The organism is Pantoea sp. CFCC18177, assembly GCF_059412425.1.
In genome coordinates, this window is the sequence record NZ_JBNBPL010000002.1 from 25599 (window position 1) to 51311 (window position 25713).

Annotated in this window: 24 protein-coding genes; 10 read left to right on the plus strand and 14 right to left on the minus strand. The window is 54.3% G+C overall.

The genetic code is table 11. The features are described 5' to 3' along the window. Positions 1–83: 83 nt before the first annotated feature. The 4 genes from galS to ACPUC8_RS02215 all read right to left on the minus strand — a co-directional run bounded on the left by galS (position 84) and on the right by ACPUC8_RS02215 (position 4401). Positions 84–1124, minus strand: a complete 1041-nt coding sequence (gene galS / locus ACPUC8_RS02200) for an HTH-type transcriptional regulator GalS (protein ID WP_058969228.1) — start codon at positions 1122–1124, stop codon at positions 84–86. A 142-nt stretch (positions 1125–1266) separates the two neighbouring features. After that, positions 1267–2427: a DUF418 domain-containing protein YeiB gene (gene yeiB, locus ACPUC8_RS02205; RefSeq protein WP_494925516.1), complete on the minus strand. Its 1161-nt coding sequence runs from the start codon at positions 2425–2427 to the stop codon at positions 1267–1269. Positions 2428–2479: 52 nt separating this feature from the next. Then, entirely contained in the window at positions 2480–3145 is a 666-nt protein-coding gene (folE, locus tag ACPUC8_RS02210; protein ID WP_039333777.1) for a GTP cyclohydrolase I FolE, read from the minus strand. A gap of 125 nt (positions 3146–3270) precedes the next feature. Further along, positions 3271–4401, minus strand: a complete 1131-nt coding sequence (locus tag ACPUC8_RS02215) for a YbfB/YjiJ family MFS transporter (RefSeq protein WP_039333776.1) — start codon at positions 4399–4401, stop codon at positions 3271–3273. Positions 4402–4505: 104 nt separating this feature from the next. Here ACPUC8_RS02215 and ptrR point away from each other — a divergent pair, with 104 nt between their 5' ends. Genes ptrR through fghA form a run of 3 tightly spaced genes read left to right on the plus strand, consistent with a single transcriptional unit; the run spans position 4506 to position 7442 of the window. Beyond that, complete coding sequence (gene ptrR / locus ACPUC8_RS02220; protein WP_039333774.1) at positions 4506–5417, plus strand: putrescine utilization regulator PtrR; 912 nt, start codon at positions 4506–4508, stop codon at positions 5415–5417. 45 nt (positions 5418–5462) lie between these two features. After that, positions 5463–6587 (plus strand): S-(hydroxymethyl)glutathione dehydrogenase/class III alcohol dehydrogenase, encoded by a 1125-nt coding sequence (locus ACPUC8_RS02225; RefSeq protein ID WP_039333772.1) that lies wholly within the window; start codon positions 5463–5465, stop codon positions 6585–6587. 12 nt (positions 6588–6599) lie between these two features. After that, positions 6600–7442, plus strand: coding sequence for an S-formylglutathione hydrolase (gene fghA, locus ACPUC8_RS02230; protein ID WP_494925517.1), 843 nt, complete (start codon positions 6600–6602; stop codon positions 7440–7442). 93 nt (positions 7443–7535) lie between these two features. Here fghA and ACPUC8_RS02235 read toward each other — a convergent pair whose 3' ends face one another. From ACPUC8_RS02235 to ACPUC8_RS02260, 6 genes are all read right to left on the minus strand, one after another. Then, the gene (locus ACPUC8_RS02235; RefSeq protein WP_039333768.1) at positions 7536–8324 is read right to left on the minus strand and encodes an ABC transporter ATP-binding protein; all 789 of its coding nucleotides are present in this window, start codon (positions 8322–8324) and stop codon (positions 7536–7538) included. Further along, positions 8324–9403 (minus strand): FecCD family ABC transporter permease, encoded by a 1080-nt coding sequence (locus ACPUC8_RS02240; RefSeq protein ID WP_039333766.1) that lies wholly within the window; start codon positions 9401–9403, stop codon positions 8324–8326. The genes ACPUC8_RS02235 and ACPUC8_RS02240 overlap by 1 nt, the downstream gene beginning before the upstream one ends. A gap of 247 nt (positions 9404–9650) precedes the next feature. Continuing rightward, positions 9651–11117: an amino acid permease gene (locus ACPUC8_RS02245; protein ID WP_058969217.1), complete on the minus strand. Its 1467-nt coding sequence runs from the start codon at positions 11115–11117 to the stop codon at positions 9651–9653. Between the two features lie 137 nt (positions 11118–11254). After that, positions 11255–12121, minus strand: coding sequence for a DNA-binding transcriptional regulator YeiE (yieE, locus tag ACPUC8_RS02250; protein ID WP_039333762.1), 867 nt, complete (start codon positions 12119–12121; stop codon positions 11255–11257). 9 nt (positions 12122–12130) lie between these two features. Then, on the minus strand, positions 12131–12508 hold the full coding sequence (locus ACPUC8_RS02255) for a YkvA family protein (protein WP_494925518.1): 378 nt from the start codon (positions 12506–12508) through the stop codon (positions 12131–12133). Positions 12509–12590: 82 nt separating this feature from the next. Beyond that, complete coding sequence (locus ACPUC8_RS02260; RefSeq protein ID WP_494925519.1) at positions 12591–12980, minus strand: hypothetical protein; 390 nt, start codon at positions 12978–12980, stop codon at positions 12591–12593. Between the two features lie 137 nt (positions 12981–13117). On the opposite strand from ACPUC8_RS02260, the gene nfo reads away from it, so the two are divergent. Next, positions 13118–13963, plus strand: coding sequence for a deoxyribonuclease IV (nfo, locus tag ACPUC8_RS02265; RefSeq protein ID WP_039333758.1), 846 nt, complete (start codon positions 13118–13120; stop codon positions 13961–13963). Between the two features lie 52 nt (positions 13964–14015). Here nfo and fruA read toward each other — a convergent pair whose 3' ends face one another. From fruA to ACPUC8_RS02285, 4 genes are all read right to left on the minus strand, one after another. Then, positions 14016–15710 carry a PTS fructose transporter subunit IIBC gene (gene fruA / locus ACPUC8_RS02270; protein ID WP_494925520.1) on the minus strand — a complete coding sequence of 565 codons (1695 nt, stop codon included), beginning with the start codon at positions 15708–15710 and terminating at the stop codon, positions 14016–14018. Between the two features lie 16 nt (positions 15711–15726). Further along, complete coding sequence (gene fruK / locus ACPUC8_RS02275) at positions 15727–16665, minus strand: 1-phosphofructokinase (RefSeq protein ID WP_038645831.1); 939 nt, start codon at positions 16663–16665, stop codon at positions 15727–15729. Further along, positions 16662–17792 (minus strand): fused PTS fructose transporter subunit IIA/HPr protein, encoded by a 1131-nt coding sequence (gene fruB, locus ACPUC8_RS02280; protein ID WP_494925521.1) that lies wholly within the window; start codon positions 17790–17792, stop codon positions 16662–16664. The genes fruK and fruB overlap by 4 nt, the downstream gene beginning before the upstream one ends. A 279-nt stretch (positions 17793–18071) precedes the next feature. Then, a complete protein-coding gene (locus ACPUC8_RS02285) occupies positions 18072–18326 on the minus strand; it encodes a YkgJ family cysteine cluster protein (RefSeq protein WP_071885732.1) in 255 nt (84 codons plus the stop codon). Positions 18327–18478: 152 nt separating this feature from the next. Here ACPUC8_RS02285 and yeiP point away from each other — a divergent pair, with 152 nt between their 5' ends. The 6 genes from yeiP (at position 18479) to ACPUC8_RS02315 (ending at position 25704) form a co-directional block, all read left to right on the plus strand. Beyond that, on the plus strand, positions 18479–19051 hold the full coding sequence (yeiP, locus tag ACPUC8_RS02290) for an elongation factor P-like protein YeiP (RefSeq protein WP_039333751.1): 573 nt from the start codon (positions 18479–18481) through the stop codon (positions 19049–19051). A gap of 95 nt (positions 19052–19146) precedes the next feature. Continuing rightward, the gene (locus ACPUC8_RS02295; protein WP_039333749.1) at positions 19147–20121 is read left to right on the plus strand and encodes a CobW family GTP-binding protein; all 975 of its coding nucleotides are present in this window, start codon (positions 19147–19149) and stop codon (positions 20119–20121) included. Between the two features lie 45 nt (positions 20122–20166). Continuing rightward, positions 20167–20874, plus strand: coding sequence for a phosphatase PAP2 family protein (locus ACPUC8_RS02300; protein ID WP_039333747.1), 708 nt, complete (start codon positions 20167–20169; stop codon positions 20872–20874). Positions 20875–21390: 516 nt separating this feature from the next. Continuing rightward, entirely contained in the window at positions 21391–21966 is a 576-nt protein-coding gene (gene mepS, locus ACPUC8_RS02305) for a bifunctional murein DD-endopeptidase/murein LD-carboxypeptidase (RefSeq protein ID WP_039333745.1), read from the plus strand. Positions 21967–22264: 298 nt separating this feature from the next. After that, on the plus strand, positions 22265–23830 hold the full coding sequence (locus ACPUC8_RS02310) for a cyclic di-GMP phosphodiesterase (RefSeq protein WP_039333743.1): 1566 nt from the start codon (positions 22265–22267) through the stop codon (positions 23828–23830). Between the two features lie 65 nt (positions 23831–23895). After that, positions 23896–25704: an extracellular solute-binding protein gene (locus tag ACPUC8_RS02315; protein WP_494925522.1), complete on the plus strand. Its 1809-nt coding sequence runs from the start codon at positions 23896–23898 to the stop codon at positions 25702–25704. Positions 25705–25713 lie beyond the last annotated feature (9 nt).

Here is a 25713-nt window from a genome sequence, read left to right on the forward strand (position 1 = left end):
TGATGTTTCAGTCCGGTAAGACGCTGCCATCATAGTGAGCGCCATGTTAATTAACTGTGAATGTAATCACAGATTGGAAACGGTTACACTGCGCTATCGCCTGAATTAGTGACCGACTCCACAATTTGCCGCTGGGCAACCGAATGGCGACGAACCACCGTAGGCATAAAGCAGTGGGTAGATTCGGGATCCAGCTCTCCGGCGGCGCCTTTCAACGCCAGCTCAGTCGCAAGTTTTGCCATAGAAACAATAGGATAGCGAACCGTGGTCAGTTGCGGATCGGTATAGCGCGAGATGGGAATATCATCAAAACCAATCACCGAAAAGTGCTGCGGCACCTGAATGCCATTGTCTTTTAATGCAGTCAGTGCCCCCGCCGCCATGCCGTCACAGTAAGAAAATACGGCGGTTAAATGCAGGTTACGGCCCAGTAACTCAACCATAGCCGCTTCCCCGCCTTGCATGTCGGGTTCACCCTGGGCAATCCATGACTCCTGCGGACGAATCCCCTGCTCTGACAAGGCCTGCAGCCAGCCTTCGCGCCGCTGTGTCACGTCTTCGATGGGATGGCTGGAGCTGAGATAACCGATGCGTTGATGCCCCTGTTGTAACAACATGCGCGTTGCCATCAGCGATCCGGTGACATTATCCAGGCAGACACAGCGGTGCTCATAGCCGGGAATAGTTCGGTTTATCAATACCATACCCGGAACCTGATCCATAAAACCGGTCAATTCTGCGTCTGAAAGCGTTTTCGCGTGCACCACTAAGGCGTTACAGCGCTGGCGGATTAACACTTCAATGGCATGGCGTTCTTTCTCTTCCTGATGCCAGGAGTTGCTAATTAACACGTGTTTGTGCACACGCTGTGCCACGGTATCTACCGCTTTCACCAGCGCGCCAAAGAAAGGGTCGGAGACATCCATCACCACGACACCGATGGTGTCGCTGACTTGAGTGGCTAAGGCTTGCGCGTTGGCGTTGGGGCGATATCCCAGTGATTCCACGGCCTGAAGCACAGCTTCACGGGTATCAGGGGTGACTGCACTGCTGTTATTGAGCACACGCGACACGGTGGCTACTGACACACCGGCCTGACGGGCGACATCTCGGATCGTTATCATGCAGCTGTTCCACAGAGGAAGAAAATGCGCGACTGGCGCGTAACGGCGCTATTCTGTCAGGGCATTTTGTTCCGCTGCGTGAATTACGTCACACGGATGAAAACGGTTACATACAAATCTGCAACCTTTGTGATGAACGTCATTATCTGATGCGGGGATAATTCTCGGGTTTTCCTGCGGCGAGTCGCGTTAACTTGCGCCATATCCACTCCATTGGCCCCTGAGGGAAATAGCGTAACCACAACACCGAGAACAGGATATTGACCAGCCATACCGCAGGCACCAGCGCCAGCAGGTGCAAGCGATCGAACTTCAGGAACAGGTTAAAGCGATAGAATAAGGTGGTGCAGATCAGGGTCTGTAACAGGTAATTGCTCAGCGCCATGCGGCCGACACACTGAATAGCATGACTGATTCGCGTATGACCGATTTGCGGCCAGAAACCAAAGCACAGTGCGGCATACCCGAGGCTGACAAATGGGCTGGCCAGATCGCGCGGCAGTTGCAGTAAGAAACCACTCCAGCGAAATTCCCAATTCAGCAGCCACTGCGCCACAATGCCAGGAATGGCGATCAGCCAGCCAATGGTCAGCAACAACGCGGCCGAACGACGATAGTGCTGTACGCTAAATTCTCCTTTCAGCCAGCCGCTGCGCATTAACGCGGCGCCAATCAACATTAATCCCGCCAATTGCCAGCCATACTGTGCCGCGAGGGCCATCAGGCTGGAAGAGAGGTGATCAAAGCGATTCTGCACCGCTTCCCATCCACCGATCAGCTTCCAGTAGCTTTCGTACTCGATATCTGCGGCACCCGGTAACCACGAACGGCCCGGTTCAGTGCCGGAGATACCCCAAAACACCAAAAGCACGCCGCATCCCATCAGATAGAGTAGCGTCCCCGTTTGCAACAGCGCCTTATCCGAGGGAACTTCGCGCAGCATGCGCCATATAATCAGCCCGATCAGACCATAGTCGAGCAGGATGTCGCCTTCCCAGAAGAAGATGGCATGAATGAACCCCAGCAGAACCAACAACGACAGGCGCGCCGATATCCAGCGACTGCCACGCGGTATTTGCAACGAGAGGCCCGCACCAAACAGCAAAGCAAACAGCGTCAGAAATTTCAGCTGCGCCAGGCCATCCATGATCGCCCATGTCCAGGCATCAGACAGCGAGAGACTCCCCCGCCACGCCGGGTTGAGATAAGCCGCCGAGGGCAAGCCAAAACCGACGATATTGAGCAGCAGAATGCCGAGAATGGCGCAACCACGAATGAAATCCAGCGCGAGATAGCGTTGCATCGAGTGCCCTGAAGAGAGGTGAAAACGGGCGGCAATTGGCCGCCCAACAGGATTAGCTGTGACGTACCGCGCGCAGGAACTCCTGACGCGTGTTCTGGCTGGACTTGAACAAGCCCCCCAGTGATGTGGTGGTGGTGGCGCTGGTGGCATCTTTCACGCCGCGCGCTTTCACACAGTAGTGCACCGCATCAATAGAAACCGCGACATTGTTGGTACCCAGCAGAGTTTGCAGCGCCACCAGCACTTGCTGAGTCAGGCGCTCTTGCACCTGCGGACGCTGAGCAAAGAACTGCACAATACGGTTGATTTTCGACAGGCCAATCACCTTCTCTTTCGGGATATAAGCAACGGTGGCTTTACCATCGATGATCACGAAATGGTGTTCACAGGTACTGGTCAGGGTGATATCGCGCACGGTGACCATTTCATCGACCTTCATCTTATTTTCGATGACGGTAATTTTCGGGAAATTGGCGTAATCCAGCCCTGAGAAAATTTCATCCACATACATCTTAGCGATGCGATGCGGGGTCTCCATCAGACTGTCGTCTTCCAGATCCAGATTCAACAGCTGCATGATTTGGGTCATATGACCGGCGATTTCACGCTTACGGGCTTCGTCATCCATCTCGCGCACCGGGGCGCGTAAAGGCGTTTCCAGACCACGCGCCAACAGCGCTTCGTGAACCAGGGCGGCTTCCTGACTTAAGGTGCTCATCGTACTCTTTCTCCGGCAGGTGATGCGCCCGCAGGTCTTAGCCTGCGGGGGAATTTCTGAGCGCGTATTGTGAAACACAACGCGCGCTTAATCCAGCAATCAATCCGATTGGAGATGAAAGCTTTTCATGGTGTCGAACGACGTAACACCAGCAGGCCAGCCACGATCAGACCTGCTCCGGCCACCCACAATGCCGGGTCGAGCCGATGCCACAACAGGCTGGAAATCCATGAGAGTAGCGGCCCGCCCAACTGCCCCACCGCGTAACCGGTGGTCAGTAGTCCTGCCAGATAGCGCGCATGATGCGGTGCCAGTTCCCGACCATATTGCAGTGCAAGCTGCACCACACACAGGAAGCCGCCGCCCACCAACAAAGCACCGATTAATAAGCCGTTCAGGCCGGGCATCACGATGGTGGCGATGACGCCCAGCGCCTGCGCCCACAGCACGAGTGCAAGGCGTACATGGCTACTGCCCCAACGCCGCGTCAGAATGCCCAGCACGATACCGATGACCGCCGCGCCACCAAACACAGGCCAGACAAATTGCGCTAATGCGCTATCCGGGAAGCGGGCTGCCGTCATTTGCGAAAGGAAGGTCGCGGGCAAAATGTAGCCAAATCCCGCCAGGCTATAGCTCAATACCAGACGCTTCAGATTGCCATTCAGTACCAAGGGTGCAGGTGCCTGATCGGGGCGATGTAACTGACCGGTGCGCGGCAGGAAGCGGGCAATAGCGGCAATCAACAGCAGCGCCAGCAGACCGTAAGCGGCCCACGCAAAGGTGGCACTCGCGCCACTGGCATGCAGCGCAACGGCCAACATACCGCTGATAAAGATGCCGGTGCCAGGCCCGGCAAACACTGCAGCCGAAAGGCCTGATCGCCCATGATGCAACAGTTGTTCGTTGCTCCATGCGGCAACCAGCACCATCGCCCAACCGCTGGCACAGCCTATCAGGAAGCGGATCAGGCCGTGCAGCCAGGGGCCGCTGACACAGGCAGAGAGCAGCGTCAGAATCACCGCCCCCCAAACACCCGCCTGCAAACGCCACTCGACGCGTTGACGCGCGCGCATGGCATCAAAAGAGCCAAACAGATATCCCAGATAGTTGAGCGCCGCCACCAGACTGGCGCTGGTCAGGGTCAGTTGATGATCCTGGATCATTAACGGCACCTGCGGCGTGAATGCAAACCGCCCAATACCCATCGCAACCACTAAACTTAAAAACGCGCTAAGCGCGACACGAAACGCCATTCTGACCTCAGTTGATGATCTTTTTACACTTGTCAGCAGCATGCATGACGTTTACACTCACGAAAAGTGAATAATATTAACTAAGTTGTTTACGAGAAGAGAATATGGATTTAGTACAACTCCGCATGTTCTGTTCTGTGGCCGAGACCGGTTCGCTGGCACGCGCCGCAGAATTACTGCATCGCGTGCCCTCAAATCTCACAACACGTCTGCGCCAGTTGGAAGAAGAGATTGGCGTTGATCTGTTTATCCGTGAGAAACAACGTATCCGCCTGTCGCCAATGGGGCACAATTTTCTTAACTACGCCCAGCGTATTCTGAGTCTGAGTGATGAGGCGCTGAATATGGCGCGCGCCGGAGAACCGGGTGGCAACTTTGCTTTCGGTTCCATGGAAAGTACGGCAGCCACGCGCTTGCCCGCCCTGCTGGCGGCCTATCATCAACGATTTCCCACGGTGGCGCTATCGCTGGTGACCGGTACTTCGGGCGATATCATCGATAAAGTGCGCGCTGGCACGCTGGCAGCCGCATTAGTGGATGGTCCAGCTACCCATGATGACCTCAATGGCTGCATTGCCTTCCGCGAAGAAATGGTGCTGATCACCAGTCTCGATCACGGACCGATTCACAACGCGCGTGACACGCAGAACGACACGCTGTTTGCTTTTGGCAATAGCTGCTCCTACCGCACCAAACTGGAGTCCTGGTATCGCGAGAGCCAGACTTCACCGAATAGCGTGATGGAGATTCAGTCCTATCACGCCATGGTGGCCTGCGTAGCGGCTGGCGGCGGCGTAGCGATGATCCCCGCGTCGGTACTGGCGCAAATGCCAGCGCGCGCACGCGTGCAGGAACATATCTTGCCACCCGCGTATCGCGACACCGCCACCTGGCTGATGTGGCGCCGCGATGCCTTCACGCCGAACGTCGAAGCGCTGAAGTATCTGATTATTGAAATGTTTGACGACCGCCCGCTCAACGACGAATTGCTGCATCCGCTGCAGACCGCTGAGTGAGTTTTATTAATTTTGAATCACGACACTCATAGGAAGAAAGATCGCATGAACATGATTAAAACCCGTGCCGCCGTTGCCTGGGCAGCTGGCGAACCGCTGAAAATTGAAGAAGTGGATCTGATGCCACCGCAAAAAGGCGAAGTGCTGGTGCGCATCGTGGCGACTGGCGTATGCCACACCGATGCTTACACCCTGTCAGGCAAGGATCCTGAAGGCGTGTTCCCGGCGATCCTCGGTCACGAAGGCGGCGGTGTGGTGGAAGCCGTGGGCGAAGGCGTCACCAGCGTGGCGGTCGGCGATCACGTGATCCCGCTTTACACGCCAGAGTGTGGCAAATGTAAGTTCTGTCTCTCAGGCAAAACCAACCTGTGTCAGGCGATTCGCTCGACGCAAGGTAAGGGTCTGATGCCTGACGGCACTACCCGCTTCTTTAAAGACGGTCAGCCGATCTTCCACTACATGGGGACGTCAACCTTCTCTGAGTACACTGTGGTACCTGAAATCTCTCTGGCAAAAATCAGCAAAGAAGCGCCACTGGAAGAAGTATGCCTGCTGGGTTGCGGTGTCACCACCGGCATGGGGGCGGTAATGAACACCGCCAAAGTGAAAGAAGGCGATACCGTCGCGATCTTCGGCTTAGGCGGCATCGGTTTGTCCGCGATCATTGGCGCGAAAATGGCGAAAGCCGGTCGCATCATCGGTATCGACCTGAACACCAGCAAATTCGATCTGGCGCGCAAACTGGGTGCCACCGATCTGATTAACCCGAAAGACTACGATAAGCCGATTCAGGATGTGATTGTTGAGCTGACCGATGGCGGCGTGGATTTCTCCTTTGAATGTATCGGTAACGTCAACGTGATGCGTTCAGCACTCGAGTGCTGTCACAAAGGTTGGGGCGAATCCGTGATTATTGGCGTAGCCGGTGCAGGTGAAGAGATTTCAACCCGTCCGTTCCAGCTAGTGACCGGTCGCGTATGGCGTGGTTCGGCGTTTGGTGGCGTGAAAGGCCGCACCCAGTTGCCTGGCATCGTGCAGGATTACCTTGATGGCAAGTTTGCACTGAATGACTTCATCACGCACACCATGCCGCTGGAAGAGATTAACGACGCCTTTGACCTGATGCATGAAGGGAAATCGATTCGTTCGGTGGTGCATTTCAACAAGTAATCAGGAGACGTTATGCCATCCACTTTGGAACTGTTGGAAGAGCACCGCATTTTTGGCGGCTGGCAGCAGCGCTGGCGTCATCAGTCAGCCGTTTTGAACTGCCCGATGACCTTCAGCATCTTCTTGCCACCGCCGCAGGATGATGCGCCACCGCCAGTGGTGTGGTTTCTCGCGGGGCTGACCTGCACTGACGAGAATTTCACCACCAAAGCCGGTGCGCAGCGCGTTGCCGCTGAGCTGGGTTTGGTGCTGATTATGCCGGACACCAGCCCACGCGGTGATGAGGTCGCCAACGACAGCGGTTACGATCTCGGCCAGGGCGCGGGCTTCTACCTGAATGCCACGCAGCAGCCTTGGGCTGCTCACTACCGCATGTTTGATTATCTCAGTGCGGAGTTACCTGCGCTGGTCGCCGATAACTTCAAGCTCAGCGATCGTCAATCGGTGATGGGACACTCGATGGGAGGACATGGCGCGCTGGTACTGGCGCTGCGTCTCGGTGGACGTTTTGCTTCGGCATCGGCGTTTGCGCCCATAGTTAACCCGACGGAAGTGCCATGGGGACAAAAAGCGTTCAGCGCCTATTTGGGTGAGGATCACCAGACCTGGCGCGAATGGGATAGCTGCCTGTTGATGCGTGAAGTAGAACAGCGTTTGCCGATCTTAATCGACCAAGGGGATAGCGATCAGTTCCTCGCGGACCAGTTGCGCCCGGATCGCCTGGAAGCTGTGGCACGTGAGCAAGGTTTCCCGCTGGAACTGCGTGTGCAGCCGGGTTACGACCACAGCTACTTCTTCATTGCCAGCTTTGTTGAAGACCACCTGCGCTTCCACGCGAAGCATTTGTTGGTGTAATGCCTTCAGGAGCGTGCCCACGCACGCTCCTGAATTCGGGTGGCCTAGAGGGCGCACCGTACCGAATCAGACGCTATTCATGTCTTGCAACGGTTAGACCAGCGACTCCGCCACCAGCCCATCAATCATCACTTGCGGCATACCTTGCGAGCAGTGCTCTATACGGCCGCGCACACCATATACCTGTGCCAGTGTTTCTGGCGTGATCACCTGTGACGGCTCACCGTCCGCCAGCAATCCGCCATCTTTCAACATCAAAGCATGATCGGCATGACGCAGCGCGATGTTAATATCATGCACCACCACTACAGTGACGATATTGCGCAGGCGCGTTTCGCGACGCACTAAGTCCATGACGTGGAACTGATAGTTTAAATCGAGCGCGCTTAAGGGTTCATCCAGCAGCAGTAGTTCCGGGCGACGAATCAGCGATTGCGCCAGGCCAACCAGTTGCTTTTGCCCACCGGAGAGCTGATCGAGATAGCGCATCGCCAGATGCGAGATCCCCAGCTGTTCCAGCAGATGCATGATCTCCGCTTCGCTGGAGGCGCTGTGTAACCCGCCGGACGCACGCTGCGCCACGATAATCGATTCCAGCACATGCAGGTGCACGCCGGCTGGTAGACTCTGCGGCAGATACACCACGCGCTGTGCACGACGTGCAAACGGCTGCGACATCAACTCTTCGCCATTTAGCCACAGTTCGCCCTGCCCTTTGCTTAAGCCCGCCAATGCGCGCAACAGCGTCGACTTACCACAACCATTAGGACCAAGCAGCACGGTGATTTTGCCGCGCGGCAGTTCGGGTACATTGAGGTCTTCAATGACTTTCCGCTTCGGATAACCGGCGTAGAAATGGCTGAGACGTAATCCTTGTTCCATTACACCGTCCCCCGATGACGCAGAATAATACTCAGGAAGAACGGCACACCGACCAGCGAGGTCACGATGCCGACAGGAATGATCACGCCTGGGATCAGGTTCTTAGACGCCACCGAAGCCAGCGACAAGACTAATGCCCCGACCAGTGCACTGGCTGGCAGATAATAGCGGTGATCTTCACCAAACATCATGCGCGCAATATGCGGCGCCACCAGACCGATAAAACCAATCGGTCCGACAAAAGCCACGGCTAAAGCAGAAAGGATACTGATGCGCAATAAGGTGGCGAGGCGCAAACGGCGCACATCAATACCAAAACTGACCGCGCGATCTTCGCCCAGGCGCAGCGCGGTGAGTTTCCAACTGCTGAGCATCGAGAACGGAATCAAAATGGCAAACGCAGCGGTCAACACACCGAGTTTTTCCCAAGAGGCACGCGCCAGGCTGCCCATGGTCCAGAACACCAGGCCTTGCAGGGTATCTTCACTGGCGATGAACTGCATCATGGAAACCAGCGCATTGAAGGTGAACACCAGGGCGATACCAAACAGCACCACGCCCGAAGTAGACACTTTGGTCCAGCGCGTCACGCCATCCAGCATTAACGCCGCAAACAGTGCGAAAACAAAGGCATTGGCGGAGATAAACCACTGATCCGGCACACCGGGAATACCGATACCCAGAATAATTGCCAACGCCGCGCCGAAGGCCGCTGCAGAAGAGACGCCAAGGGTAAAGGGGCTCGCCAGCGGGTTGTTCAGGATGGTTTGCATCTCAGCACCCGCCAGGCCCAATGAGAAGCCGACCACCACGGCCATCAAGGCATACGGCAAGCGAATGTCCCAGACGATAACGCGCGTACCCGCATCTACCGCATCGGGGTGCGTCAGCGTTTGCCATAAGGTATCAAGGGAGAGCCCGGCCGGGCCAAGGGTGAAATCAAGGATGACTGAAGCCAGTATCGCCAGCACCAGTACACCAATCAGCATCAGGCGCTGTCGCAATACCTGACGATAACGCGTCATGGTATCGGTTTGATGGCCATTATCGGCCAGCAGCGCGGAGTCCGTGGTCTGCATTGTTCTACCTGTTTCTTGTCGAAATCATAACGGCAGCCACAATAGTGCAGGTGATAATAATTATCAATTATAACTGTGTTACAAAGCCCAAAAGGATTTGTGCGGGTGAGAATGCGCGATGAATCGCGCCGCTACAGCTGGTTACACACGAAAAAGGATTTGCGCTGGTGACATTGCGCGATGAATCGCGCCGCTACAGCTGGTTGCACACGAAAGTAGCGGCGCGATTCATCGCGCGTTTAAAACATCACTCTTTAAACGTTGGGAATTCCATTTCGCTGTACTTCACGAAACGTGAGCCGCGTGCCAGCTTGTAACCCAACCAAATCAGCAGGAACAATGGAATGCCGATGTAGGTGGCTGCCACGCCGTACCAGTCGATACGATCTGCCAAAAATGCCTGATAGTTCTGCCCCAGCGTGATGATCAAACACAGCACGAAGGCAAAAATCGGGCCGAGCGGGAAGAAACCTGAGCGATACGGCAGATCGGCAAGGTTATGCCCCTGTGCCACATAGCCACGACGGAAACGATAGTGGCTGATGGCAATGCCCAACCAGGCGATAAAACCGGTCATACCCGAGGTATTCAGCAGCCACAAATAGACTTCCTGATTACCGAACTTCGAGCTGAGGAAACACAGCCCCGCCACCACAGTGGTCGCAATCAGCGCGTTACGCGGCACACCGCCTTTAGACAGTTTGGCAAAGATGCGGGGTGCTTTACCTTCCTGCGCCAGGTTAAACAACATGCGCGTTGAGGCATACATCCCGGAGTTACCGGCTGACAGTACGGCCGTCAGAATAACCGCGTTCATCACTGCCGCAGCTGACAGCAAACCGGCATTCTGGAACACCAATGTGAACGGGCTGATGGCGATGTCAGTCACATCGTTGTGCAGCAGCTTCGGATCGGTATACGGCAGAATCAGGCTGATGATGAGAATCGCGAAGATATAGAACAACAGAATACGCCAGAACACCTGACGCACCGCGCGAGGGATGTTTTTCGCCGGGTCCTGCGACTCACCCGCCGCAATACCAATCAGTTCGGTTCCCTGGAACGAGAAACCGACGATCATCGCCACGCCAATCATCGCGGCAAAGCCGCCAGCAAAAGGTGCATCGCCAACGGTCCAGTTGTGCCAGCCGGCATTTTCTGCACCGCGCATAATGCCCACGATCATCAGTACGCCAACCACGATAAAGATGATCACGGTCGCGACTTTGATTAACGAGAACCAATATTCCGCTTCGCCGAAGCCTTTTACTGAGATGTAGTTAAGCAGGAACATCAGGCCGAGGAACAGTGCGCTCCAGATCCAGCCGGGTGTATCCGGGAACCAGTAGTTCATCACTAACTGTGAGGCCACCAAATCCACCGCAATGGTCACTGCCCAGTTGTACCAGTAGTTCCAGCCCAGCGCGAAGCCAAAACCTTCTTCAACGTATTTAGAGCCGTAGGTGGCGAAAGAGCCCGAAACCGGCATAAACGCCGCCAGTTCACCGAGGCTGGTCATCAGGAAGTAAACCATCAGGCCGATGAGCGCGTAGGAGAGTAACGCACCGCCGGGACCTGCCTGAGAGATGGTGGCACCCGAGGCGACAAACAGGCCGGTGCCGATGGAACCGCCAATGGCGATCATAGTGAGATGACGCGCTTTTAATTCACGACGCAATCCAGGTTGTTGTGTTGTTTTTGAGTCATTATGCATGTGTAAACGCTATGCTGGATAAAAATAAGGCGCGATTGTAGCAGCTAACCCCAAGCTGTATAGCATTCACGTCGGGTTATTAGTTACCTTCATAATCGTCGCGAAATTATTAGCCAGCCGCGTCCAGCAGGCCGCGATCACTCGCGGCAATAAGAGAGAAAACGACTCAATGCTTTCGACAGATGTTTCTGCCGATGATGGATGCGATAAAGCGTGCGCGTCAGGCGTGGCAAGGGCACAACCACTTCCACTAAGGTGCCCGCGTCCAGCAAATCACTGATCACGCGACGCGATAAACAACTGATACCCATGCCGTGTCGCACCGCATGTTTAATCGCCTCAGAGTTGCCCAACTCCATACCGAGTTGAAACTGTGGCAGATGGGACAGCAGCAAGTAATCGACGATTTCACGGGTGCCCGACCCCCGTTCACGCAAAATCCACGGCGCTGCGGCCAGGGTTTCCAGGGTGATCGGCTGCTGAAGAATCTCGGCATCCGGGGCCGCAAATACCACCAGTTCATCTTCGAGCCAGGCTTCGCTGACGATGTCCGGTTCATGGCATGGTCCTTCGATCAGGCCGATATCCACGCGAAAATCCGCCACGGCATTGATCGCGTCCTGGCTGTTACCTACGCTGAGTTCCAGCGGCAAGGTGGGAAAATCGCGGCGATAGGCGGCGATCATCCCCGGCAGCAGATAATTGCCGATGGTGCTGCTGGCAAACAAACGAATCGCGCCATTGTCTTCTTTAAACAGTTGCTCGATCTCACCGGCCTGCTCCAGTAACCCGACCGCCCGCGGGTAAAGCAGACGGCCATGCTCGTTCAGGACTAATCGTTTACCGACGCGATCAAAGAGCTGCACGCCAAGCTGATTTTCAAGATCGGCCAGCGCCGCACTGACGGCTGACTGCGACAATGACAATACCTGTGACGCCTGGGTGGTCGAACCGCTTTTGAGCACTTCTGTAAAGACTTCAATCTGACGCAGCGTAATGTGCATGCGCCCTCCTCACATTGCGTATCGCTGCACAAGATAAACCACCACCGCCAGCCAGATGAGCACCGTCAGGCCGAATCCGGCCCAACTGACGATTTTCTTGCCGCGCGCGCGCTGCACCTCCGCTCGCTCCGCACTGCTAATGCGGATTTCACGTGGTAATAAGCGCAGCAGAATAATGACGCCAAGCGGGACAATAATGGCATCATCCAGTAGACCGATGATGGGAATGAAATCAGGGATGAGGTCGATAGGGCTGAGGGCATACGCCACAATGCCAAACGCCATCAGCTTAAACCACCATGGCGTACGCGGGTCGCGGCAGGCAAACCACAGTGTTAATACATCACGTTTGATCAGCCGTGCCCAGCGGCGCAAGCGCATGAACATCCCATCGTCCCTTATTACTTATTCTGGTTGGTGATAAATATATTACCAATTTTACGTTTAAACCAGCCAGATTGCAGGGCGACTAGGATTTCATGCCAATCAACTCTTCCAGAGCGGTGTCACAGGCGGTGAACTCATCGGTGATGGTGCGGATCAGCCAGTCTTGATAGCCGAAGTTTTCTCGACGTGAGTAGAGGCATTCCGAGCGATATAACTTTTTCGGCTCACTGTGATTCACACCATAGCGGTAAAAATGCACCAGTGAGTTATCGGTTTCGGGAACGGCCAGGGTGAATCCGACGGTGCCGTTTCCATTATAAAAGAGGGTAATATCCTTGCGCTTACCTAAAGTTATTTTATGGATAACATTGAGGTTTTCATGCTGTAAAGCGGTATCAAAGGTACTTCTATAGGCTGTTTTCATAGTTATAGTTAAAAGAAACTGATTTGTGAAACTATAGTTAACTTGCAAAATCTTGCACCTGCCAATTTTGGTAGGTGTTTCATTGTGCCGTTTTTCTGTCAGGGGCCAATGCAAGATGTCACGGCGCTATTGCATCCGCTATGATGTTCCCTTTGCAGCAGCAATCGCCCAACCAGGAGAGCGGCATGAAATATATCGGCGCACACGTCAGTGCATCAGGCGGCGTAGACCAGGCAGTTATCCGTGCCCATGAACTCGAAGCCACAGCCTTTGCGCTGTTCACCAAGAACCAGCGCCAATGGAAAGCCGCGCCGCTGTCAGGTGAAGTCATCGATGCCTTCAAAACGGCCTGTGAGCAGTATCACTTTACCTCAGCGCAGATTCTGCCGCATGACAGCTATCTGATTAACCTCGGCCATCCGGTGATGGATGCGCTGGAGAAATCCCGTGATGCGTTCCTGGATGAGATGCAGCGCGCGGAGCAACTTGGGCTGACGCTGCTGAATTTCCATCCCGGCAGCCATTTGCAACAGATTGAAGAAGATGCCTGCCTGAAGCGCATCGCCGAGTCGATCAATATCGCGCTGGATAAGACAAACAATGTGGTGGCGGTGATCGAGAATACTGCCGGTCAGGGAAGCAACCTTGGCTTCCGCTTTGAACATCTCGCCGCCATTATTGAGCACGTAGAAGATAAGTCGCGTGTCGGTGTCTGTATCGACACCTGCCATGCCTTCGCCGGGGGTTACGACCTGCGTACCGAAGAGGATTGTGTGGCGACCTTTGCCGAGTTTGAGCGCATTGTCGGCTTCCAGTATCTGCGTGGCATGCACCTGAATGATGCTAAAAGCACGCTCGGCAGTCGGGTCGACCGTCACCACAGTTTGGGCGAAGGCAACATTGGCAAGACGGTCTTTAGCTGGCTGATGAAGGATAAGCGTTTCGACGGCATTCCGATGATTCTGGAAACCATTAATCCGGATATCTGGAAAGATGAGATTGCGTGGTTGAAGTCGGAACAGCAGGGTTAAAATGATAGCGGCGCAATAAATGCGCCGCTACGTTATGTGCCTGGTTTTGAGATTAAGCTGCTTTCGCCAGCTCTTCTTCTGGACGTTTCAGCACTGCGTAACCGAGACCCGCCACGGCGGTGCCGATGATGATTGCCATCAGGTAACCCAGCACTGGCGTAATCGCCCCCGGAATCAGCAGCACGAACAGACCACCGTGTGGTGCCATCAGTTTCGCGCCAATCGCCATGGAAATCGCACCGGTCACTGCGCCACCCACGATGCAGCACGGCAGTACACGCATTGGGTCACGGGCGGCAAACGGAATCGCACCTTCTGAGATGAAGCACAAGCCGAGTACCAGTGCCGCTTTTCCGCCTTCCTGCTGACCTTTGTTGAACTTACGACGTGCAACAATCGTCGCCAGGCCCATCGCCAGCGGCGGCACCATACCGGCCGCCATAATCGCGGCCATCGGTGCATAGGTTTGCGAACTCAGCAGACCAACACCAAAGGCGTAAGCCACTTTGTTCACCGGACCGCCCATATCGGTACACATCATGCCACCGAGAATAGCGCCGAGCAGAACCGCGTTGGCGGTGCCCATGTTTGCCAGCCAGTGGGTCAGGCCGCTCATGATACCCGCAACCGGTTTGCCCACCACGTAGATCATCAGTAAGCCGGTGATCAAACTCGCGACCAGCGGGATGATCAAGATCGGTTTCAGCGCTTCCATACTCTGTGGCAGTTTGACCTTACTGCTTAGCATCTTCGCGGCATAACCAGCAATGAAACCGGCAATGATACCGCCAAGGAAGCCCGCGTTAATGCTGGTGGCAATCATACCGCCAATCAAACCCGGCGTCAGGCCAGGACGGTCCGCAATCGAGAAAGCAATAAAGCCCGCCAGCACTGGCACCATCAACGCAAACGCGCTGCCGCCACCGATTTGCATCAAGGCTGCGGCTAACGTGCCCTGCTCTTTAAACGCCGTGATACCAAAGGCAAAGGAGAGCGCAATGCTCAAGCCGCCCGCGACGACCATTGGCAGCATGTAAGACACGCCCGTCAACAGGTGACGATAGGCACCGGCTTTCTCTTTGCTGTCACTCTGCGTACTCGCCGCCTGATTGCCGCTCGGCTGATAGGTTTTGGCTTCAGCCTGCGCTTTATCCAGTTCTTGCGCGGTCTTTTTCAATGCCAGGCTGGTCGAGGTGCGATACATCGGCTTACCGGCGAATTTCGCCAGATCAACGTCAATATCGGCTGCTACGATCACCAGATCGGCCGCGGCCACTTCTTCCGGTGTAATGGCATTGCCTGCACCGACAGAACCGCGGGTTTCCACTTTCACCCACCAGCCACGTTTGGTGGCTTCGGCCTGAATCGCCTCTGCCGCCATAAAGGTATGCGCCACGCCGGTTGGGCAAGCGGTAACAGCAACGATGCGTTTCTGCCCGCTGCTCTGCACGGTTGTCGGTGCAGTTGTCACAGCCGCCGATTGCCATACCTGCGCGCTCGCCTTGGCCTGATTGATTGCCGCCAGCGGATCACGCAGCGCCTGCTGGACATCCACCAGGGCCACAGTTTTACCCGCCAGCCCTGCATCAATTGGCACATTTTGGCCAGCTACCAGCACCAGCTCAGCGTCGGCCACGTTGTCGGTCAGGGTCAGGTCCGCCTGAGCAGCGGCAGCCCGCAGGCGTTCTAAAGCCAAATGTCCTGATGCCAGTCCCAGTGAAGAATCTTTTATCAGCAGCGTTTTCATTATCGCTCTCCTGCTGTTAGTTAACGGGTTGTAAGTCGACACGCGCCATCATCGCGGCCAACTGGGTACGGTCGGTAACGCCAACGTTGCTCTGGCTAACCGCCATCGCAGCCACGGCGGTGGCAAGGCGCAGCGTATGCTCGCTGGATTCGCGCATCAGCAGGCCGTAAATCAGGCCGCCAACCATCGAATCACCCGCGCCTACGGTGCTGACCACTTCACAGGCTGGCGGTTTGGCGATCCATTCGCCAGAGGCGTTCACCCACAGTGCGCCTTCCGCACCAAGGGAAATCACCACATGAGCAATGCCCTGCTCACGCAGTTCGTGCGCAGCTTCGATCACGTCCTGCAGGGTTGGCAGTTTGCGATCGGCCCAGATTTCCAGCTCACGGCGGTTCGGTTTCACCAACCACGGCGCGGCTTTCAGGCCGGCCACCAACGCTTCACGGCTGCTGTCAAAGATGATGCACGGGCACAGGGTGCGCAGGTCGCTCATCCATTTAGTAAACGCTTCTGGTGCCACGCCTGCAGGTAAGCTGCCACTGACGCACACCATGTCAAACTGACCCAGCCAGGTGAGTGAATCTGCGGTGAAGCGATCCCAGTCCTGCGCTGTGACATTAAAGCCAGAGAAATTCAGGTCAGTGACTTCACCGTCTTTTTCTGTCAGCTTCACGTTGATACGGGTACGGCCCTGCACCACCTGGAAACGGTTGGCGATGCCCAGCTCGCTGAATAATTGCTGGAAACCATCCTGATTCTCTTTACCGAGGAATCCACCAACCGTGACGTCGATACCGAGATCTTTCAGCACTTTGGCAACGTTAATGCCTTTACCTGCAGCATGCAGGCCGGTGGTTTTCACCAGGTTAACTTCACCACGCTCGATTTCTGGCGTGTAACCCACCAGATCGTAGGCTGGGTTAAGCGTGATTGTGGCAACACGACGGCTCATGCAACCCCCTCGCCCAAGCCTGAATTAATGGCTTCTTCAATGGCGTTTAAGGCTTGCTGTGCGTCTTCACCGCTGGCGGTAAAGCGCAGGCGATGACCTTTCTTCACGCCCAGCGCCACCACTTTCATCAGGCTGCGTCCGTTAGCCGGTTTGCCGCTGCCATCAAGGTTGGTGACGGTGATATCGCTGTTGAACTGTTTGATAACGGTGACCAACGCCGTGCCTGGACGCGCATGCAGTCCGTGCTCGTTACGAATGGTGAATTCAGCAGTCAGCAGGTCTGCTGTCTCGTCCACCTCACTGGTCAGGAGTGCCAGAATGCCTGCCGCATCTGCTTTCAGCAGGCGTTCAGCTTTGTTGTTCAGCAGCAGGTTGCTCAGGTAGCCGAGCACCTCCAGCGGGCGTTCATCGCTGGCGGCAACCGTCACTAACAGTGCGACGTTCTCACCCTGATGAACAAATGGCGTGGCCGTACGGCTCACCGCAACGGCACTGTTGAGGTTGCCGTGAGTACTGTCGCTTAACCAGATACCCTGGCCGAGACTGAGCGGTGTACGGGATACCACATCAGCCACGAACGATGCTTCTACCGCGCCTGCGGCCTGTAGACGCCCTGCGTTCAGCGCCTGTAGGGTAATGAGGTCACTGGCTGCGATATCTACTGCAATCAGTGAAGTATCGAATTTGAATTCAGCCGCCTGCTTCTCGCCCATTAGCAATGCACGCAAATCTTCAGCTGAGGCGGTTTTCAACTGCTCTGCAATGCTGTCATCACTTAAAACGTGGGTGAGCTGGCGCAGCAGCGCAAGATGTTCATCTGATTTTGCGGCGATACCGATGGCAACATAGGCCGTCTGGCCGTCGCCCCAATCCACACCTTGCGGGAATTGATAGACCTGCACGCCCGTTTTCAGCACCAGATCACGCGTATCAGTGGTGCCATGGGGGATCGCGATGCCATTGCCCAGAAACGTGGTGGTCTGCTGTTCGCGCGCCAGCATGCCGTTAACGTAGCCTTCCGACACATTGCCTGCCGCGGTTAACGCAGCTGCAACCTGGCGGATTGCCTCTTCTTTATTTTGTGCCTGCGCACCGGTATGAATGGCCTGAACTTCGAGCTGGAACATATTTCTCCTCGCTTGCTGAAACTGAATCGGTTCAGCTTAATGGCGAAAAAATACGCTGCGCGCTGCGGACTTAGCCGCGACGACAACGCTGAAACGTTTCAGGGAATATGGTACAGCAACGTTAGGCAGGCAAGAAAATGCGCAATCGGCGTAGCAGATTTTTGATGTTCCGCACACTTCAGTTTGGATTTCAGATTTTTCATACCCTGAAAGCTGACATTTTTGCTGTAACGCAATAGTCAGTTTAGGCCAGTTCTTCAGCAAAGCGTCAGCAACGACTCAGGGAGCGGTATCGGCTTCCAGCTTTAGCAGGAACGTCATCGCCGCATCACGGCTACTGCCGCACATTTCAGCGCTGGGTTGCAATCCGGCACAGACTGCTGGGCGCAAAGGAGAGCCAAATATCTTGCAACGTTGATTGTCGTCAAGCTGAACGCAACGGGTATTAGCCGGCTTGCCGTGCGGCATTCCGGGAATGGGGGAAGAGATGGAAGGGGCTGTGCAACAGGCACCGCACTGGTCACGACAAAACATCATGCGCTCCTGCAAGGATTTCGTCGCGACAATAGCAGCCCAGCACGAGGAATGCCATGCACAGACAACAATTTTACGTCGCCTCACTTGCCTGTTTTTCACGGCGCGAGTAACGTGGCGCGCATTAACCTTCATTAAGCGAGTCACACACCATGCCAAAGGCAAATGAAATCAAAAAAGGGATGGCTGTCACCTGGAACGGCAAACTGTTGCTGGTGAAAGACATTGATGTGCAGAGCCCCAGCGCACGCGGTGCGGCAACCCTGTATAAGATGCGTTTTACCGATGTGCGCACTGGCCTGAAAGTGGAAGAGCGTTTTAAAGGCGACGATATTATCGATGCCATCCAACTTAGCCGTCGCGCCGTTACCTTCTCCTATATAGACGGTGACGAATATGTGTTTATGGATGATGAAGACTACACACCTTACATCTTCAAGAAAGAGCAGATTGAAGAAGAGCTGCTGTTCATTCCAGAAGGTGGCATTCCGGGCATTCAGGTATTAACCATGGAAGGTCAGGTGCTGGCGCTGGAACTGCCGCAAACCGTGGATATGGAAATTGTCGATACCTCGCCGGGCATCAAGGGCGCATCTGCCAGTGCCCGTACCAAACCCGCAGGCATGAGCACCGGATTGTCCATTCAGGTGCCTGAGTATTTGAGCAATGGCGATCGCATTCGTATCCATATTGCGGAACGCCGCTATATGAGTCGCGCGGACTAACCGCACGATTTTATCCGGCCGCCGAAGGTTGTTATAGTATAACAACGGGGTGCGCGCCGGATGTGTTGTCCGCGCGCCTGAATAGGGAGTTTGTCATGACGCGCGTTAACGTAATAACCGGATTTCTCGGCAGCGGTAAAACCACTACGCTGCTCCATCTACTTGCCAACAAACCAGCCAACGAAAATTGGGCGATCCTGGTTAACGAGTTTGGCGAGATCGGCATTGATGGCGCGCTGCTTGCCGATCGGGGCGCCACGCTGAAAGAGATCCCCGGCGGATGTATGTGCTGCGTCAACGGTCTGCCGTTACAGGTTGGGCTTAATATGCTGTTGAAGCAGACCAAACCCGACCGCCTCATTATTGAACCCACCGGTCTTGGCCATCCCAAACAGTTGCTCGATATGCTACGTGCAGCCGTCTATCAACCCTGGATTCAGGTTGATGCAACCCTCACTCTGCTTGACCCGCGCCAGTTGGCCGATCAACGCGTGGTCGAAAATGAAAATTTCCGCGATCAGCTGACCGCTGCTGATATCGTTATTGCCAACAAAAGCGATCGCTGGAGCGATGAAGATCGCCAGCGTTTAGCCACATGGCAACAGCAGAATCTGGGTGATCGTCAGTTAGTGGAATCTGCCTGGGGCCATATCGACCCCGCGCTGTTGTGCCAGCCTGGATTGGCGGATCGTGCGGTTCCCGAAGCGGTACATCACCAGCACTCTTCTCGTCCTCAGGGGCTTGCGGCACTGAAGCTGGAAGGGTCTGCACGCTGGCGACGCGCGCTTAATGAAGGCCAGGGATACGCAGCCTGCGGCTGGATTTTTGATGCTGATACCGTATTCGATACCATCCCCGCGCTAGAGTGGGCGCGGCATGCACCGGTCGATCGGGTTAAGGGCGTGTTGCGTACCGCCGATGGTCTGGTGAACATCAATCGCCAGGGTGAGGACTTCTTTATGGAGACCCGCACGACGACGCCACCGGACAGCCGCATTGAGTTAATCCATCATCAATCCGTTGACTGGAACCTTTTGCAAACCGCTTTGTTGAAGATTCGTTTAAAATAGCTGCGTTAGGTTGCCCCGTTATTTTTCATTTTGAGTCTATTTTTTATGCGCGCATCTCGTCTAATCACCATCCTGCTGCTCAATGCATTGGGTTTGATGTTGTTCTTTTCCTGGTATCTGCCGCCAGACCACGGATTTTGGTTTGGTGTCGATAAAGCGATCTTCTTTGGCTTCAACGATCAGATGGTGGTGCACCACGGTTTTGCACTGCTGGTGGCGATCACCAACTTCCGCGGTTTTGACGCGGTTTCGCTGCTGGCCATGGGCCTGCTGTATCTGTGGTTCTGGCGTCGTGAAACCCCACAGGGTCAGCGTCGTATGCTGGCCATCGGCATCACCATGCTACTGACGGCGGTGGTGTTGAATCAGTTAGGTCACCTGATTCCGGTACAGCATGTCAGCCCGACGCTGTTCTTTGAAAATGTCCATCGCGTGAGCGAACTGACCGGTATTCCGGCCAAAGATGCCTCAAGCGCCAGTTTCCCGGGTGACCACGGCATGATGCTGATTATTTTCGCCTGCTTTATGTGGCGCTATTTTGGTTTCCGCGCCTTTCTGGTGGCATTGCTGATTGTGGTGATATTTGGCCTGCCACGCATCATGGCGGGCGCGCACTGGTTTACCGATGTTGCGGTGGGATCACTGTCCGTAGTTCTGGTGGGATTGCCTTGGTGGTTATTAACGCCCGCCAGCGACAAACTGGTGAATTGGCTTAATCGCGCCCTGCCAGGGAAATATAAGCCGCGCACATAATTGTTAAGCGCGGATGACAATAATCATAAAAGTCGATCATCCGCGCTTATCGAATTCTGAAATTCATTATTAGCACGCTAAGCTTTTTCTATTAAAAGAAAACATTATGATGAAAAATTGATAACAATAGCCCTTTTCCTAAGCTGTCCAGTCAGAACCCTCTCAAAATCGGCCTTAGCGCCAGAATTACCCCCTTATAACACCGCTTATTGGTCGCTAATTCGCTACCAGTTGATGATAAAGTAGCCATTGTGTTACGAATTGATTTCACATCAATAAAACCTATAAAAATTTATATAAAAGCACTCGCCACGCGGTCTGTAATCGGTTAACCTCAAATCCGATTAGTGAGAGTGCAGCATAAAATTCGGTGCCTTATGAAACAAAAATGTGTTCATTAACACATTTTAGTAATTAAGGAATTGTCTTAAGCGGTCGTACTTATTAATCTCGAACCCGTTTTGTCATCTGGCTGACGACATTGTGTCGTAAGGACATCAAAGGAACACACGTATAATGGTCAAGTCTCAACCAATACTGAGATACCTCAGGCGGATCCTTCCCGCAGTAGCATTAGCAACACTTTTATCGGCATGTAGCAGTACGCATAACGGTCAGAACGCGAATAACGAGAATCATGAAGTTAACAACCAGAATGGTTTTTTACTTCAAGCGTCTCAGGACGAATTTGAACAAATGGTGCAGAACGTGGACGTTAAGTCCCGCATCATGGAACAGTACAGTGACTGGAAAGGTGTACGTTATCGCTTAGGCGGCGACACCAAACGCGGCATTGATTGTTCTGCTTTTGTTCAGCGCACCTTTCGCGAGCAGTTTGGTTTAGATTTGCCACGCTCAACATCCGAGCAGCAGGATACCGGTAAAGAAATTTCACGCAGCAAACTGCGTCCGGGTGACTTAGTCATGTTCCGCGCAGGTTCGACGGGTCGTCATGTTGGCATCTATCTCGGCAATGACAACTTCGTACACGCGTCCACCAGCAGTGGTGTGATGATCTCCAGTTTAAACGACAGTTACTGGAAAACGCGTTATCGCGAAGCACGTCGGGTTTTAGCTAAAAACCCGAGCTAACGTATCCTTTTGAAGATCCTCTCAGCCAGAGAATCAGAAAACGCTGCCACGGCAGCGTTTTTTTTCGCCTGCAGTTTCTTAACTCAAATCCAATAGATAAAAAGTAATTGAGAATCAAAAATATAACGAGACTTTTCGCGCGACCTCGTTATATTCTCGTTTGCTTACTGGCCGAAGCAGTTTGCGTTCCAGCCCGGTGCACAACGCCGTGAATACGCAGCGCTCAACGCCAGACACCAGCGAGCAGTAGTGCACGATGTACATAATAAAAATGGCACCACAAAGGGGAATGCACTCCATGCCACTGTCGGGGACGTTAAAACGTCATGCAACCTATTCGCGCCGTATCGCCTGGAGTAGTGCGATTATCGGCGGCGTGTTCTTTTTGTTGTTTGTGACGGTTCTGCTGACGCTAACCTGGCAAAAACGCGTACAACAACATGAACAGTTGCTGATTCATAGCCGCGACGATTTACAACAGGTGATGTCAACCCTGGTCGATACCCTGTATCCCTTACAACAGTACACCCAATTATCCTGCAGTAGCGTCAGCCGTGAACTCACCTCCCGTGCCGCTTTTGCCGGCAACATTCGCGCCATATTGCTGGTGCGCGACAGCAATGCCTATTGCTCCTCTGCCACTGGTGCCTTTCTGCTGCCTGCTAATGATATTTCTCCAGACTCTGAGCTGGAACGTGACCGCGACATAAAACTGATGCCAGGCACGCCATTGCTGCCGACCAAACCGGCACTGGCGCTGTGGATGAAAAGTCCAGGTTCAGCCGAAACCGGCATTCTTGCCACTATGAATATCAGTCTGACGCCTTATCAACTTATGGCGTCTTACCACCCAGAGATCACCGGAATGGCGCTGGTGATTGGCAACAAAGCGCTGCTCAGCGGTAAAAACCAGGTGGTGAACGTCAGCGATCTCCCCCCTGCTCTGGCTGAAATGCGATTTAAAAATAATGACATGCGCTTTGTGGTCTATGGCAGCACCCTGGCGCAACGTGACTATCATCTGATTCTGCTGACCGGGCTACTGGCCACGCTGTTTATGATCGGTGCCAGTTGGATGCTGCTGACACTCTATCAGCGTCCCGGTAAAGAGATTATGCAAGGGATTAAACGCGGACAGTTTCATGTGGAATATCAGCCCCTGGTGACCGCCCACGACGGCCAACCTTACGGGGTCGAAGCGCTCCTGCGCTGGACACATCCCACTGAAGGAATGATCCCACCCGATGCCTTTATCAGTAATGCCGAAGCACAAAACCTGATTATTCCCCTCACCCAGCATCTGTTTAAACTGGTCGCGCGTGATGCCCGATTTTTAAGCCAACAGTTGCCGCGTGGCACGCGCTTGAGTTTAAACCTTTCCCCTTTGCATCTCGCCTCAGACAGTTTCCGCCAGCACGTACAGGAGTGGATTGCGGAGATGCCCGCTGACCACTTCAAGTATGTGTTTGAAATCACGGAACGCACGATGGTGGGCGAAAAGAACGCAGGAGAAATCTTTGCCTGGCTGCATGAGCATGACATCAAGATAGCCATTGATGACTTCGGTACCGGCCACAGCGCATTGATCTATCTGGAAAGATACCCGTTTGACTACCTGAAGATCGATCGCGGTTTTGTGCAAAGTATTGGCACCGAAACGGTGACATCACCGGTGCTGGATGCGGTGTTGCTGCTGGCGAAAAAACTCAATCTGAAAACCGTGGCTGAAGGGGTTGAAACCGGCGATCAAGCCGCGTGGCTGGTCAATCGCGGGGTGACGCATTTGCAAGGGTATCTGTTTAGCCGCCCGCTACGCCCGGAAAACCTGATCAGTTACTATCAGCAACAGGCTGCGTTGGGTTAACGTCACGCCATCGTCACGAAACTGCTACCATACAGTGCGGAACACCAGAGGAGAGCGCCCCACTTATGCTGCTGCGTCTTGTCACAGCGTTGCTGGTTTGTATAGCCATTGCGCCACTGCATGCTGAAACCATCAATGAGAGTTATGCCTTTGCCAAGCTGGGCGAGCCGAAGTATGCGGTGAATTTCAGTCATTACGATTACGTCAATCCTGCTGCACCGAAAGGCGGAAAGATGACGCTGGCCGTGGTGGGCACTTACGATAACTTCAACCGCTACGCCTCACGTGGGAATCCGGGAGCGGGTACCGACACGCTGTATGATGGGCTGTTCACCACTGCTGATGATGAACCGGGCAGCTTCTACCCCCTGATCGCCGAATCCGCGCGCTATCCCAGTGATTACCACTGGATGGAAGTCTCAATCAATCCGCATGCACGCTTTCAGGATGGCAGTCCGATTACCGCACAGGACGTCGCCTTTACTTTCCAGAAGTTTATGACCGAAGGCGTGCCGCAATTCCGCATTGCATTTCGCGGAGTAGAGGTGAAAGCACTGAACCGTCTGACGGTGCGTATTGATATGGCCAAGCCCGACAAAGACCTGATTTTAAACTGGCTGACGCTCCCCGTGTTACCTGAGAAATTCTGGCAGAATAAAAAATTCAATGAGCCGATTGGCTATCCGCCGCTCGCGAGTGGGCCTTACCGCATCACTGCCTATAAGTCTGGCCAGTTCATCGAATACAGCCGAGTGAAGAATTATTGGGCCGCCAATTTGCCGGTTAACCGCGGGCGCTTCAATTTTGATACTTTACGCTATGACTACTACCTCGATGACAATGTGGCATTTGAAGCCTTCAAAGCGGGTGCCTACGATCTGCGTGAGGAAGGTTCGGCAAAAAAATGGGCCACGCAGTATCGTGGTCGTAATTTCGAGAACCATGCCATTGTTAAATCAACCACACCGAATACAGCCGCCACGGATACCCGCTGGCTGGCGTTTAACAATGAGAAGCCGTTGTTTGCCGATCGCCGCGTCCGCCAGGCGCTGACGCTGGCATTTGATTTTGAATGGATGAACAAGGCGCTGTTTTATGGCGCTTATAAGCGCACCAGCAGTTACTTCCAAAACACCGAGTATGCGGCGGTAGGCTATCCGAAAGCAGAGCAACTGATCCTGCTCGCCCCTTACAAAGCCCAGTTGCCGCCTGACGTGTTTGACGGTGAGTACGCCCCCCCGAAATCGGATGGCAGTGGATTTGATCGCGGCAACCTGCTGAAAGCCGTGGACCTATTGAAGCAAGCGGGATGGCAGATTAAAAACCAACAACTGGTGAATGATAAAACCGGTCAGCCCTTCCGCTTTGAACTGCTGATGCGCAGCGGCCCCAATAATGACTGGGCTCTGCCTTTCCAGCACAGCCTCGCACGCCTTGGTATTCAAATGACACTGCGTCAGGTAGACAGCTCACAGTATCTGCGCCGTTTACGTGAAGGGGATTACGATATGATCCCGTCGGCTTATCAGGCGATGCCGTGGCCCTCAACAGATTTACAATATTTATGGCAGTCCGATTTTATCAAATCCTCATGGAACACCGCGCGGGTGCAGGATCCGCTGATCGACCACTTTATTAAACAGATTGTGGCACATCAGGGGGATGAAAAAGCCCTGTTACCCCTCGGTCAGGCGCTGGATCGCATTTTGCTGTGGAATGCTTATATGATCCCAATGTGGTACAACGCCGAGCAGAGGCTGGCATACTGGGACAAGTTTTCGCGTCCTGAAATCAAGCCTGCCTATGCTACCGGGCTGGAAAACTGGTGGTATGACGTGAACAAAGCCGCACAGTTGCCGGCCGACAGACGCTGAGGAGAGCGG

Coding starts and splice junctions, on each gene's coding strand:
- galS (WP_058969228.1), bottom strand. CDS start 1,124: ATGATAACGATCCGAGATGTCGCCCGTCAGGCCGGTGTGTCAGTAGCC.
- yeiB (WP_494925516.1), bottom strand. CDS start 2,427: ATGCAACGCTATCTCGCGCTGGATTTCATTCGTGGTTGCGCCATTCTC.
- folE (WP_039333777.1), bottom strand. CDS start 3,145: ATGAGCACCTTAAGTCAGGAAGCCGCCCTGGTTCACGAAGCGCTGTTG.
- ACPUC8_RS02215 (WP_039333776.1), bottom strand. CDS start 4,401: ATGGCGTTTCGTGTCGCGCTTAGCGCGTTTTTAAGTTTAGTGGTTGCG.
- ptrR (WP_039333774.1), top strand. CDS start 4,506: ATGGATTTAGTACAACTCCGCATGTTCTGTTCTGTGGCCGAGACCGGT.
- ACPUC8_RS02225 (WP_039333772.1), top strand. CDS start 5,463: ATGAACATGATTAAAACCCGTGCCGCCGTTGCCTGGGCAGCTGGCGAA.
- fghA (WP_494925517.1), top strand. CDS start 6,600: ATGCCATCCACTTTGGAACTGTTGGAAGAGCACCGCATTTTTGGCGGC.
- ACPUC8_RS02235 (WP_039333768.1), bottom strand. CDS start 8,324: ATGGAACAAGGATTACGTCTCAGCCATTTCTACGCCGGTTATCCGAAG.
- ACPUC8_RS02240 (WP_039333766.1), bottom strand. CDS start 9,403: ATGCAGACCACGGACTCCGCGCTGCTGGCCGATAATGGCCATCAAACC.
- ACPUC8_RS02245 (WP_058969217.1), bottom strand. CDS start 11,117: ATGCATAATGACTCAAAAACAACACAACAACCTGGATTGCGTCGTGAA.
- yieE (WP_039333762.1), bottom strand. CDS start 12,121: ATGCACATTACGCTGCGTCAGATTGAAGTCTTTACAGAAGTGCTCAAA.
- ACPUC8_RS02255 (WP_494925518.1), bottom strand. CDS start 12,508: ATGTTCATGCGCTTGCGCCGCTGGGCACGGCTGATCAAACGTGATGTA.
- nfo (WP_039333758.1), top strand. CDS start 13,118: ATGAAATATATCGGCGCACACGTCAGTGCATCAGGCGGCGTAGACCAG.
- fruA (WP_494925520.1), bottom strand. CDS start 15,710: ATGAAAACGCTGCTGATAAAAGATTCTTCACTGGGACTGGCATCAGGA.
- fruK (WP_038645831.1), bottom strand. CDS start 16,665: ATGAGCCGTCGTGTTGCCACAATCACGCTTAACCCAGCCTACGATCTG.
- fruB (WP_494925521.1), bottom strand. CDS start 17,792: ATGTTCCAGCTCGAAGTTCAGGCCATTCATACCGGTGCGCAGGCACAA.
- ACPUC8_RS02285 (WP_071885732.1), bottom strand. CDS start 18,326: ATGTTTTGTCGTGACCAGTGCGGTGCCTGTTGCACAGCCCCTTCCATC.
- yeiP (WP_039333751.1), top strand. CDS start 18,479: ATGCCAAAGGCAAATGAAATCAAAAAAGGGATGGCTGTCACCTGGAAC.
- ACPUC8_RS02295 (WP_039333749.1), top strand. CDS start 19,147: ATGACGCGCGTTAACGTAATAACCGGATTTCTCGGCAGCGGTAAAACC.
- ACPUC8_RS02300 (WP_039333747.1), top strand. CDS start 20,167: ATGCGCGCATCTCGTCTAATCACCATCCTGCTGCTCAATGCATTGGGT.
- mepS (WP_039333745.1), top strand. CDS start 21,391: ATGGTCAAGTCTCAACCAATACTGAGATACCTCAGGCGGATCCTTCCC.
- ACPUC8_RS02310 (WP_039333743.1), top strand. CDS start 22,265: ATGCCACTGTCGGGGACGTTAAAACGTCATGCAACCTATTCGCGCCGT.
- ACPUC8_RS02315 (WP_494925522.1), top strand. CDS start 23,896: ATGCTGCTGCGTCTTGTCACAGCGTTGCTGGTTTGTATAGCCATTGCG.